The sequence below is a fragment of the Reyranella sp. GW821-FHT14A01 genome (assembly GCF_058803965.1).
This window is the reverse complement of record NZ_JBXAPM010000011.1, coordinates 189315-201182: the sequence shown is the minus strand read 5'-3', so window position 1 is coordinate 201182 and position 11868 is coordinate 189315. Positions and strand designations below refer to the sequence as shown.

At 67.4% G+C, this 11868-nt stretch carries 13 protein-coding genes; 12 read left to right on the top strand and 1 reads right to left on the bottom strand.

Annotated features, from left to right (window positions below):
- Positions 1-107: 107 nt before the first annotated feature.
- The 12 genes from argS (at position 108) to AC1ROX_RS20595 (ending at position 11409) form a co-directional block, all read left to right on the top strand.
- Positions 108-1850: an arginine--tRNA ligase gene (argS, locus tag AC1ROX_RS20650; protein ID WP_493128593.1), complete on the top strand. Its 1743-nt coding sequence runs from the start codon at positions 108-110 to the stop codon at positions 1848-1850.
- 147 nt (positions 1851-1997) lie between these two features.
- Complete coding sequence (locus tag AC1ROX_RS20645; RefSeq protein WP_493128591.1) at positions 1998-2759, top strand: SPOR domain-containing protein; 762 nt, start codon at positions 1998-2000, stop codon at positions 2757-2759.
- A gap of 13 nt (positions 2760-2772) precedes the next feature.
- Positions 2773-3804 carry a beta-N-acetylhexosaminidase gene (gene nagZ, locus AC1ROX_RS20640; protein ID WP_493128589.1) on the top strand — a complete coding sequence of 344 codons (1032 nt, stop codon included), beginning with the start codon at positions 2773-2775 and terminating at the stop codon, positions 3802-3804.
- Positions 3805-3859: 55 nt separating this feature from the next.
- The gene (locus AC1ROX_RS20635) at positions 3860-4702 is read left to right on the top strand and encodes a segregation and condensation protein A (protein ID WP_493128587.1); all 843 of its coding nucleotides are present in this window, start codon (positions 3860-3862) and stop codon (positions 4700-4702) included.
- 11 nt (positions 4703-4713) lie between these two features.
- Positions 4714-5856: an SMC-Scp complex subunit ScpB gene (gene scpB, locus AC1ROX_RS20630; RefSeq protein ID WP_493128585.1), complete on the top strand. Its 1143-nt coding sequence runs from the start codon at positions 4714-4716 to the stop codon at positions 5854-5856.
- A 110-nt stretch (positions 5857-5966) separates the two neighbouring features.
- Positions 5967-6236 carry a twin-arginine translocase TatA/TatE family subunit gene (locus tag AC1ROX_RS20625; protein ID WP_493128583.1) on the top strand — a complete coding sequence of 90 codons (270 nt, stop codon included), beginning with the start codon at positions 5967-5969 and terminating at the stop codon, positions 6234-6236.
- Between the two features lie 27 nt (positions 6237-6263).
- Positions 6264-6791, top strand: coding sequence for a Sec-independent protein translocase protein TatB (gene tatB, locus AC1ROX_RS20620; RefSeq protein ID WP_493128581.1), 528 nt, complete (start codon positions 6264-6266; stop codon positions 6789-6791).
- A 70-nt stretch (positions 6792-6861) separates the two neighbouring features.
- On the top strand, positions 6862-7677 hold the full coding sequence (gene tatC, locus AC1ROX_RS20615) for a twin-arginine translocase subunit TatC (RefSeq protein WP_493128579.1): 816 nt from the start codon (positions 6862-6864) through the stop codon (positions 7675-7677).
- A 2-nt stretch (positions 7678-7679) separates the two neighbouring features.
- The gene (serS, locus tag AC1ROX_RS20610) at positions 7680-8960 is read left to right on the top strand and encodes a serine--tRNA ligase (RefSeq protein WP_493128577.1); all 1281 of its coding nucleotides are present in this window, start codon (positions 7680-7682) and stop codon (positions 8958-8960) included.
- Complete coding sequence (gene surE / locus AC1ROX_RS20605; protein WP_493128575.1) at positions 8957-9754, top strand: 5'/3'-nucleotidase SurE; 798 nt, start codon at positions 8957-8959, stop codon at positions 9752-9754. Before serS ends, surE begins: the two co-directional genes overlap by 4 nt.
- Before the next feature lie 10 nt (positions 9755-9764).
- Entirely contained in the window at positions 9765-10412 is a 648-nt protein-coding gene (locus AC1ROX_RS20600; protein ID WP_493128573.1) for a protein-L-isoaspartate(D-aspartate) O-methyltransferase, read from the top strand.
- Between the two features lie 118 nt (positions 10413-10530).
- Positions 10531-11409 carry a peptidoglycan DD-metalloendopeptidase family protein gene (locus AC1ROX_RS20595; protein WP_493128571.1) on the top strand — a complete coding sequence of 293 codons (879 nt, stop codon included), beginning with the start codon at positions 10531-10533 and terminating at the stop codon, positions 11407-11409.
- Between the two features lie 117 nt (positions 11410-11526).
- Here the strand turns inward: AC1ROX_RS20595 and AC1ROX_RS20590 are convergent, their stop codons facing one another.
- A complete protein-coding gene (locus AC1ROX_RS20590; protein WP_493128569.1) occupies positions 11527-11862 on the bottom strand; it encodes a DUF1491 family protein in 336 nt (111 codons plus the stop codon).
- Between the last annotated feature and the right edge of the window lie 6 nt (positions 11863-11868).

Here is an 11868-nt window from a genome sequence, read left to right as displayed (position 1 = left end):
CCACTCCAGTGGCGCATCAGCTCATGAGCGCCACTGGAGTGGCGCGCTCCAATGAGGCAATTCGGCCCCCGGATGACAAAAGGCGCGGATTCGGCAATACCCGGCCCATGAATCCCTATCGTCATTTCATCGGCGAGATCGTCGCCGCGCTCCAGTCCATGCAGGGCGCGGGCGAACTGCCCGAAAAGCTCGATTTTTCCGCCATCACGGCCGAGCCGCCGCGCGATCCGGCGCATGGCGACATCGCGACCAACGCCGCCATGGTCCTGTCCAAGGCGGCGGGCAAGAAGCCGCGCGACATCGCCGAGCCGCTGCTCGCCCGCCTCAAGGCCAATCCCGACGTGGTCGACGGTGCGGTGGCGGGGCCGGGCTTCCTCAACCTCAAGATCGCCGACGGATTCTGGCGCGCGCGCCTCGCGGACTGCCTGAAGGCCGGCATCGCCTATGGCGATTCGACGATGGGCAAGGGCGCCAAGGTCAACGTCGAATACGTCTCGGCCAACCCGACCGGCCCGCTGCACGTGGCCCACGCGCGCGGCGCCATCGTGGGCGACGCGCTGTCCAACCTGCTGCACAAGGCGGGCTACGACGTCACCAAGGAATATTACATCAACGACGCCGGCGCCCAGGTCGACAAGCTCGGCCAGTCGACCTACCTGCGCTACCGCGAGGCGCTCGGAGAGACGGTCGAGTCGATCCCCGAGGGCCTCTATCCGGGCGAGTATCTCAAGGATGTTGGTGCCGCGATCGCCAAGCGCGACGGGGCCCGCTGGGTCGGCAAGCCGGAGTCCGACTGGCTGCCCGAGATGCGCGCGTTCGCCATTGCCACCTTGATGGCTGAGATCAAGACCGACCTTGAGACGCTCGGCGTCCATATCGACGTCTTCTCGTCGGAGCGCGCCCTGGTCGAGAGCGGCGCCGTCGATCGCGCCTTCCAGGAGCTGACGCGGCAGGACCTGATCTACCAGGGCCGGCTCGAGCCGCCGAAGGGGCAGCTTCCCGACGACTGGGAAGACCGCGAGCAGACGCTGTTCCGGGCGACGAAGTTCGGCGACGAGGTCGACCGGCCGCTCAAGAAATCGGACGGAAGCTGGACCTATTTCGCCAACGACATCGCCTATCACCACGACAAGTACCGGCGCGGCTTCGCCGACATGATCGACGTGTGGGGCGCCGACCATGGCGGCTACGTCAAGCGCATGAAGGCGGCGGTCAGCGCCATCACCGAGAAGCAGGGCGAGCTCGACGTGAAGCTCTGCCAGCTGGTGCGCGTCATGCGCAACGGCGAGCTGGTGCGCATGTCCAAACGCGCCGGCACCTTCGTGACCTTGCGCGACCTGCTGGACGAGGTCGGGCCCGACGTCGTGCGCTTCACTATGCTGACGCGCAAGAACGACGCGCCGTTCGACTTCGACCTTGTGAAGGCCACCGAACAGTCACGCGACAACCCGGTCTGGTATGTCCAGTATTGCCATGCGCGGACGCGCTCCGTGATGCGCCAGGCGACGGCCGCAGGCATCGCGATCGAGGGTCTCGCCAGTGCGCCGCTCGACCGGTTGTCGGATGCCGGCGAACTCGCGCTGATCCGCATGATCGCCCAGTGGCCGCGTCAGGTCGAAGCGGCGGCGGTGGCCCACGAGCCCCATCGCATCGCTTTCTATCTCTATGACCTGGCAGCCGCCTTCCACTCCCACTGGAACCGGGGACGGGAAGAGCCGGGCCTGCGTTTCGTGATCGAAGGCGACTCCGATCTCACGCGCGCGCGACTGGCATTGGTACAGGGAATCGGATTTGTGATAGGATCAGGTTTAAAGGTCTTCGGCGTAACACCCGTCGAGGAAATGAGATAAAAAATGCATGTTCGCCGGTCCCCCTCCGGCGACGGACCAACGATCTACCGGCCCAACGAGTCGGTAGCTGTGCGGCTCGATCCTCCGCCTCGGCCCGTCGCGCATGAACCCGATTCAATTCCCCCGCCGCCGCGGGACTCGCTGCTCATGCGGGTCAACAGACGCCGCGGCCAGATCCTCACGGTGATGGTCTCGGTCGCCGCCATCGCGAGCTTCGGTTCGGTCGTCTGGTGGGCGCACAACCAGGACGTCAAGGCGGGCGGCAGGGGACTGGAGCCGCTGGTCGTGCAGGCGCCGACCACGCCGGCCCGCATCAAGCCCGAGAATGCCGGCGGCCTCGTTCCGCCGAACCAGGACAAGGAAGTCTTCAACCGCATCGCGCCTGGCGCCGTGCCCACCCAGCCCGAGAAGCTGCTGCCGGTCGCCGTGACGCCGAAGCTGCCGGCCAACGGCCTGCCGCTGCCGGCCGCGCCGCCGAGGGAGGCCGAAGTGGCCAAGACACCGACGCCGCTGCAACCGGCTTCGACCACCGCGGCGCCCGCCGTGAACGAACCCAAGGTGCCGGCCAACCCGCCCAACATGCAGCCGGCGACCACGCCGACCACGACCGAGAGCGGCCCCAGCATCGCCAGCCTGATCGAGAACATGTCCGGCCCGACCGGCGGCTGGCGCATCCAGGTCGCCTCGGTGAAGAACGAGGACGTCGCCAAGTCGACCTGGGCGCGCCTGCAGAGCGCGCACGGTGACTTGTCCAGCCTGCGCATGCAGGCGGTCCGCGTCGATCTCGGCGACCGTGGCGTCTGGTACCGCGTGCAGGCCGGCCCGCTCGACGAGAAGCAGGCCCATTCGGTCTGCGCCTCGCTGAAGGCCCGCAAGGCCGACTGCGTCGCGGTTCCGCCCGCGCGCTAGGGAGCACTCGCCGATGAGCCGGCCGCGCGCGGTCATCCTGGGCTGCGCCGGGACCGAGCTTTCGTCCGAGGAACGCTCGTTCTTTCGCGACACCGATCCGCTGGGCTTCATCCTGTTCGCCCGCAACGTCAGCACGGTCGAGGGCACGCGCCGGCTGGTCGACGATCTCCGCTCCTGCGTGGCGCGCGCCGATGCGCCGGTGCTGATCGACCAGGAAGGCGGCCGGGTGGCGCGCCTGCGTCCGCCCCACTGGCGCAAGGCGCCGCCGGCTCGCCTGCTGGGCGAGCTCTATGCCCGCGATCCCGAGGCCGGGCTGGAGGCGACCAAGCTCAATTCGCGCCTGCTGGCGGCGGACGTGGCCTCGACCGGCTGCGACGTCGATTGCCTGCCGGTACTCGATATCGCCTTCCCCGAGACCCATGCCGTGATCGGCGACCGTGCCTATGCCGACCGGCCGGAGCCCGTCGCAGCGCTGGGCCGGGCGGCGGCCGAGGGGCTGCTGGCCGAGGGCGTGATGCCGGTGATCAAGCACATCCCCGGACATGGCCGCGCCACGGTCGACAGTCACGAGGCGCTACCTAGGGTCACGGCCTCACGCGCCGAGCTGGAGCGCACCGACTTCGTGCCCTTCAAGCTGCTCTCGGACCTGCCCTGGGCGATGACCGGCCATCTCCTGTTCGAGGCGATCGACGCGAAGGATTGCATCACGGTTTCGGCAGGCGCCATGCAGGACGTGATCCGCTCCCATATCGGCTTCGACGGGCTCCTGCTGTCGGACGACCTGTCTATGCAGGCACTGGGCGGGTCTCTGGGCGACCGGGCGGCGCGGGCGCTGGCCGCCGGCTGCGATATCGCCCTCCATTGCAATGGAAAGATGCCCGAAATGGTCGAGATCGCGGGCCGCACCGGTCCGATGACCGAGGCCGCCAACCGTCGTTTCCAGGCGGGCCGCAGTTTCCTCGCCCGCCATCGCGATCCCGCCGGCCCCCGGGGCCTCGCCGAAGCCGCACGACGGGTGGCCGAACTCCTGCCGGAATGGGGATAAGGCGGGGTCAAATCATGTGGCGGTACGCGCTCCCGCTGACTAAACCGGGACTGCAATGAACGAACCCGCCAGCCCGCCCCCTGAGGACGCGGCCCCTCCCGCTGACAGTGCCGCTCCGGCCGATAGCTTTGCCGTCGGCGGGCCGGACGTCATTGCGCCGGGCGAAGGCGAGCTGATCGTCAATCTCGAGGGCTTCGAAGGCCCGCTCGACCTGCTGCTGAACCTGGCGCGCGACCAGAAGGTCGACCTGCGCAAGATCTCGATGGTGGCGTTGGTCGACCAATATCTCGCGCACATCCACCAGGCGCGCCGCATGCGGCTGGAGCTGGCGGCCGACTATCTCGTGATGGCGGCCTGGCTCGCCTACCTGAAGTCGCGCCTGTTGCTGCCGGAACCGCCGGCCGGCGAGGAGCCGTCGGGTCAGGAGATGGCCGATGCCCTGCAATGGCAGCTGCGCCGCCTCGAGGCGATGCAGGAGGCCGGCACGCGCCTGATGGCGCGGCCGCAGCTTGGCCGGGACATCTTCTCGCGCGGCCTGCCCGAGGGCATCGTCGTCGTGCGTCGCGCCGTGTGGGACGTGAAGCTCTACGACCTGCTCAGCGCCTACGGCTCGCAGGTCCGGCCGAAGGACGCCGACACCTACCAGATCAAGCCGATGGAGTTCTTCTCGGTCGAGGAGGCGGCGGAGCGGCTGGGCCGCATGTTGGGCATCGCCATCGACTGGCAGTCGCTCGAGGCCTTCCTGCCGGCCGGCCTCACCGATCCTGCGCGTCGCCGCTCGGCGATCGCCGCGACCTTCGTCGCCGGCCTGCAGCTGGCCAAGGACGGCCAGATCGAGCTGCGCCAGAGCGAGCGCTTCGGCCCCATCCATTTGCGTAAACGTACCGACCAGCAGTGACGGTCCCCGCCATGTCAGACATCGAAAACGCCAACCCCGTCGTCGAAGATCCCGACGCGCTCGCGCTCGTCCACGACCAGGCCGCCGCCAGGGACGAGGCCGATAAGGACAAGGACGAAGAAGATAAGGATAAGGACGAAGAAGACGACGACGATGATGATGATGATTCGGACGATGACGGTTCCGATGACGACGATGATTCGGACGACGACGATGATGACGATGAGTCGGATGACGACGATTCCGACGATGATGATGCGGACGAAGACGACGAGGACGAGGACGAAGACGACGACAAGGATGGAGGGGATGACGACGGCGAAGAAGAGGGCGGCGAGGACGACAAGCCTGCGAAGGCTGTTGCCTTAGAAGAAGACTCGTCGGAGCCGGCCGAAACGCCTGCCGAAGCCGTCATTGAGACCGTTGCGGCCGAGGCCGTTGCCGTCGCGGTGATCGCAACGGCGGCGGTCGCTGCCGCGGAGGCGCCTGCCGCGAACGTCACCGACGTCGTGTCCCCCGATCATGCCCAGCATCTGCGCTTGCTGGAGGCGCTGATCTTCGCCGGCACCCAGGCGCTCGACGAAAAGGAACTGGTCGATCGCCTGCCCAACGATGCCGACGTGAAGCGCCTGCTGGCCGACCTCGCCGAGCTCTATGCCGGCCGCGGCGTGAATCTGGTGCAGGTGGCGGGTGGCTATGCCTTCCGCACGGCGCCCGACCTCGCCGAGAAGCTCAAGATCGAGCGGCCGGTGACGCGCAAACTGTCGCGGGCCTCGGTCGAGACGCTGGCCATCATCGCCTATCACCAGCCGGTGACGCGCGCCGAGATCGAGCAGGTCCGCGGTGTCGGCTTGAGCAAGGGCACGCTCGACCTGCTGTTCGAGCAGAACTGGATCAAGCCGATGGGCCGCCGCCGCGCGCCCGGCAAGCCGGTGACCTGGGGCACGACGGACTTTTTCCTCGAGCATTTCGGCCTTCTGAGCCTCGACGACCTGCCGGGTCAGGAGGAATTGAAGGCGGCCGGGCTCTTGGATGCGCGTTCGCAGCCCCCCATATTCAGGCCGGACGAGCCCGATCTGCCGCTGGAACCGACGGAAGACGAGGCCGACGAGCCGCTCGCCGTCGAGGAAGGTACTGCGCAGTCGGGGCGCTGACGCCCCAGAACCACCTTATTCGACAGGTTGCCGGGGCTTCGTTGCGGATGCCATAATCGGCATACGTAATTCGACACGCCGATTGCAATCGATCTTGGGAGCATTTTGAAATGGGTAGCTTCAGCATTTGGCACTGGCTGATCGTGCTGGCCGTCGTGCTGCTGCTCTTCGGCGGTCGCGGCAAGATCTCGCAGCTCATGGGCGACTTCGGCAAGGGCCTCTCGGCCTTCAAGAAGGGCGTCGGGGGCGGACAGGACGAGGTGCCGCCGGCCCAGCCGGGTACGCAGCCGGGCGACACCGCCAAGCCGATCTCGGCCCAGGCGACGACCACCCCGCCGGGCGGTCAGGTCCACCACCAGGACAGCGCCGCCAAGGTCTAAAGCGGCGTTATGAGGGCCTGATCGGCCATGTTCGGCATCGATAGTCCTGAGCTTCTCGTCATCGCGGTCGTGGCGCTCGTCGTCATCGGCCCCAAGGAGCTGCCCGGCATGCTGCGCAGCTGGGGCAAGTGGATGGCCCAGATGCGCGGCATGGCCTCGGAATTCCGTGGCCATGTCGACGAGATGGTGCGCCAGGCCGACCTCGACGACGTGAAGAAGCAGCTCGCGGCCACCCCGGGCCTTGACCTGCAGGCGCTCGACCCGACGCGGGAGATCAAGAGCGCGCTTCAGGAAGGCATGGCCGAGGGCGAAAAGGCCATGGCCGAAGCCAAGGCACAATTCGACAATCCATTGGTCGAGCCCGAGTCGGCACCCCAGATTGCGGCGGAGTCCCAGCCGGCGATCGACGGTGCCCCGGAGGTTGCCCCCGTGGCGACGCCCGAAGTCGCGCCCGCCGGGGCCCCCACCGTCGCTGATGCGACCGTGCCTGCCGACCCGGTTCCGTCGGCTGCTTCAGCCGAAGAGAAGCCGGCCAAGGCCGTCGCGGCCGGCTGAGCGCCAACTTGCGCTTTGAATTGCACGTCAAAGGGCGGCATAACGCGGCTCCCATTCTGCGACGTACATAGTGACCCAAGCGCACGACGGACCTGAAGACGACAAGCCGATGCCGCTGCTCGATCACCTGATCGAGCTGCGCAAGCGCCTGATCTATGCGCTGATCTGCTTTTTCCTCGTCTTCTTCGTCACCTTCTACTTCGCCAAACCGATCTTCTCGTTCCTGATCCAGCCGGCGCTCGCTGACGGCTACAAGGTCATCGTCCTCGACATCTTCGAGTTCTTCTTCGTCACGGTGAAGCTGTCGGCCTTCGTGGCACTGATCGTGGGCTTTCCGCTGATTGCGGTGCAGATCTGGCTGTTCGTGGCGCCCGGACTCTATCGCCACGAGAAGCGCGCCTTCGTGCCGTTCCTCGTCGCCACGCCGTTCATGTTCTATGCCGGCTGCGCGCTGATGTACTACGTCGTGCTGCCGTACGTGATCAACTTCATGCTGACGCAGTACGCGCCGCCGGACATCGAGAAGACGCTGAGATCGTCGGACTATCTCGAACGCATCCTGCAGCTCGTCTTCGCCTTCGGCTTCGCCTTCGAGGTCCCGGTCCTGCTGACCCTGCTGATCCAGGTCGGCATTGCCACCACGGACGGGCTGAAGTCCAAGCGCCGCTACGCCGTCGTCGTGGCCTTCGTCATCGCCGCCGTCCTGGCGCCGCCCGACGTGGTCAGCCAGATCGCGCTCGCCATCCCGCTGATGGCCTTCTACGAGATCAGTATCCTGATCGGCGGCGTCATCGAGCGGAAGCGCGCGGCTGAGGAAAAGGCGGCCGAAGAGGCCGAACAGAAGGCCGAGGAAGCCGAGAAGGCCGGCCAAACGACCGGCAGCTAGCCATGCATGACATCCGTTTCATCCGCGAGACCCCCGAGGCGTTCGACGCCGGCCTGAAGAAGCGCGGCCTGGCGCCGCTCTCGGCCGAGATCCTGGAGATCGACAGGCGCCGCCGCGCCGCCATCTCGGAGAGCGAGGCGATCCAGGCGAAGCGCAAGGCGCTCAGCCAGCAGATCGGCATGGCCAAGCGCAAGGGCGAGAACGCCGATGCGCTGATGGAAGAGGTCGCGGGCCTGGAGCAGAGCCTTAAGGACGGTGAGCACGAGGCCAGCCGCCTCGACGAGGAACTGCGCATCCGACTCGAGGTGGTGCCCAACCTGCCGTTCGAGGATGTCCCTGAGGGCGTCGACGAGACCGGCAATGTCGAGATCCGCCGCGAAGGCAACCAGCGCAACTTCAGCTTCCAGCCGAAGGACCACGTGGCGCTGGGCGAGGCGACCGGCAACATGGATTTCGCCGCCGCCGTGAAGATCTCCGGCTCGCGCTTCGTGTTCCTGAAGTCGCATCTGGCGCGCCTGGAGCGGGCGCTGTCGCAGTTCATGCTCGACCTGCACACGGTCGAGGGCGGCTACACCGAGGTCAACCCGCCGCTCCTGGTGAAGGACGCCGCGGTCTACGGCGTCGGCCAGTTGCCGAAGTTCGCCGAGGACATGTTCCACACCGACAACGGCTTCTGGCTGATCCCGACGGCCGAGGTCTCGCTCACCAACCTGGTGAACGACATGGTGCTGGAGGAGAAGGAGCTGCCGCTGCGCTTCACGGCGTTCACGCCCTGCTTCCGCTCCGAGGCGGGCTCGGCCGGCAAGGACACGCGCGGCATGATCCGCCAGCATCAGTTCCCCAAGGTCGAGCTGGTGAGCATCACGACCCCCGAGCAGGCGGCGGCCGAGCACGAGCGCATGACGGAGTGCGCCGAGCAGGTGCTGAAGCGCCTCGGCCTCGCCTATCGCACGGTCGTGCTGTGCGGCGGCGACATGGGCTTCGGCTCGCGCAAGACTTACGACATCGAGGTCTGGCTGCCCGGCCAGAACGCCTATCGCGAGATTTCGAGCTGCTCCAACATGGGCGACTTCCAGGCCCGCCGCATGAACGCACGCTACCGGCCGAAGGAGGGGAAAGGCACGCGCTTCCTGAACACGCTGAACGGCTCGGCCCTGGCGGTCGGCCGCACCCTGGTCGCGGTGCTGGAGAACTACCAGAACGAGGACGGCTCGGTGACGGTGCCCGAGGCGCTGCGTCCGTACATGGGCGGCCTCGAACTGATCCCCGCGCCCGGGAAATGAAGGTCCCCAACCTCGCCAAGGCGCGCATCCTCGTCACCAACGACGACGGCATCCACGCGCCCGGCCTCGAGGCGCTGGTCGAGATCGCGACCCAGCTTTCGAGCGACGTCTGGATCGTGGCGCCCGAGGTCAACCAGAGCGGCGCCGGACATTCGCTCTCGCTGTCGCGGCCGATCCGCGCGCGCGAGGTGAGCGAGGGCAAGGTCGCGGTCGACGGCACGCCGACCGACTGCGTGCTGTTCGCCGTCAAGCACCTGATGAAGGACCGCAAGCCCGACCTCGTTTTGTCGGGCGTCAACCGCGGTACCAACATCGCTGACGACGTGACCTATTCGGGCACCATCGCGGGCGCGATGGAAGGCTGCCTGCTCGGCATCCCGTCCATCGCCTTCAGCCAGGCCTACATGCACGACCATCCGGTGAAATGGGGCACCGCGACGGCCCACGGCGCTGCCGTGGCGCGCCGCGTGCTCGCCCTCGACTGGCCGCGCAACGTGCTGGTCAACGTCAACTTCCCCGACGTCGTGGCGGGTTCGGTCCGGGGCGTCCGGGTCACGCACACCGGCACGCGCGGCTTCGGCGGCCACATCATCGAGCGCAAGGATCCGCGCGGCGGCACCTACTACTGGATCGGCTATGCCCCGCAGGAGAGCGAGATCGACGAGGCGAGCGACATCGCTGCCGTCCGCTCGGGCCACATCTCGGTGACACCGCTGCACCTCGACCTGACCCACGAGAGCATGCGCCGCAAGCTCGTCGCGGAGTTCGAGGCCGCGCCCGTCGACATCGACTAGGGGCGCTTCCGTGAACGTCCCCGCCATGCAGCGCCTGATCGCCGAGCTGCGCAACTCGGGTATCACGGACGAGAACGTTCTGGCCGCCATCGCCTCGGTCGATCGCGAGCGCTTCGTGTCGCAGCCCTTCGCCGAGCGCGCCTGGGAGAACACGGCACTGCCCATCGCCTTCGGCCAGACGATCAGCCAACCGCTGGTGGTCGCCGCCATGACCGAGGCGCTGCGGGTCGGCCCGCGCATGAAGGTGCTCGAAATCGGCACCGGCTCGGGCTACCAGGCCGCTGTGCTGGCGCGGCTGGCGCGCCGCGTCTACTCGATCGAGCGCTTCAAGCCGCTCTCCAAGGCCGCCGAGCGCCTGCTGCTCGACCTCGGCATCTACAATGTCGTGGTCGACATCAACGACGGCAGCAAGGGCTGGCCGGGCCAGGCGCCGTTCGACCGCATCATCGTCACCGCCGCCGCCGAGGAACGGCCGCAGGCGCTGATCGACCAGCTCGCCGTCGGCGGCATCCTGATCGTTCCCGTGGGGCGCGATCCCACCTCGCAGGTCGTCGAGCGCATCGTGAAGAGCGAGCGCGGCCTGCAGCGCGACACGCTGATGCCGGTGCGCTTCGTGCCGCTGGTTGCGGGTCCGTTGCCGGTATTGGGGTCAGGCTGAGCGAAGCTCAGCCGATGAGCGGCAGGACATTGCCCAGGGCAATGTCCGGGAGCGCCGAAGAACGAACGACCACCGGAGCGTCCTTTCCGCCCGAATCCCGATATTGTAGACTGCACACATGAAGAACGCCCCTCGCTTCCCCTCGCGATGGGCCGGCCGGATGCATACGCTGGGTACAATGGCGGTGCTGTCGGTCGCGCTCGGCGCCTGCAACACCGTCATGGGTGCCCGTGAGGGCACCATGGAATATCCCGGTTCCGCCGCCGGGCCCAACGCCGTTCCCGTCTATGTCGTGAAGGACAAGGACACGGTCGATAGCATCTCGCGGCGCTACGGCGTGCCGTCGCAGACCATCATCGACCGCAACAACCTCAAGGCGCCGTACACGATCAAGCCCGGCCAGTCGCTCGCCATGCCCGGCGCGCGCTTCGTGCAGGACAGCTACGGCGAGTCGGCGGCGCAGCAGACGGCCGCCGCCAATCCCAATGCGCCCTCTTCGGTGAAGCGCGAGGGCCTGGCGCCGCCGCCCGGCTCGTCCCAGGGTGAGGCGCCGCGCTCCGCCGCGCCGGCCGGCGAGCCGACGCCGCTTGCCAAGGCGGTCTCCGTACCGGCCACGCCGCCGCCGCGCATGAGTTGGCCGGTCAACGGCAAGGTCGTCTCGGGCTACGGCACGTCGGGCGGCCAGAAGAACGACGGCATCGACATCGCCGCCGCCAAGGGCACGCCGGTCAAGGCCGCCGAGGGCGGCAAGGTCGTCTATGCCGGCGGCGAGGTCGCCAAGATGGGCAACCTGCTGCTGATCGAGCATCCCGGCGGCTACATCACCGCCTATGGCAACAACGAGTCGCTGTCGGTGAAGAAGGGCGACGTGGTCAAGCGCGGCCAGGTCATCGCCAAGGTCGGCAATTCCGGCGGCTCGGCCGAGCCACAGCTCCACTTCGAGGTCCGCCGCGCCGGCAAGACCATCGACCCGACGACGGTGCTTGGGGCGCAATAACGGGAAAGGTCCCTCGCTTACGCTCGGGATGACAATTTTGTTGGCGCAACGTGGTGCGTCCCTAAAGTTTGTCATCCTGAGCGAAGCGCAGCGTAGTCGAAGGACCTTTCGTCTCGATCACACAATCTTCCCGATCATCTTGTACTCGCCCTTGCGGTCCTCGATCTCGAGAACCCAGAGGTCGGGGTCGCGGGCGACCTGGCGGGCGATGTAGGCGTCGGCCTCGGGCTCGGTGACGGGCGCAGGGCCGGTGCCGCGGCTCCATGAGGGTTCGTCGTCGAGCGTGCTGGTCTGGGTGAAGACCGTGACGCCGGCCTCGAAGCGGTTGATCTTCAGCAGCACCGTGCCGACGTCGGGATCGCCACGCCGCACGACGGCGGCCGGAATGAACGCGCGATCACAGAGCCTGATCTGCGCGCTGACCCAAAGTCCTGTCGTGAGGCCCATCACCATGATGAG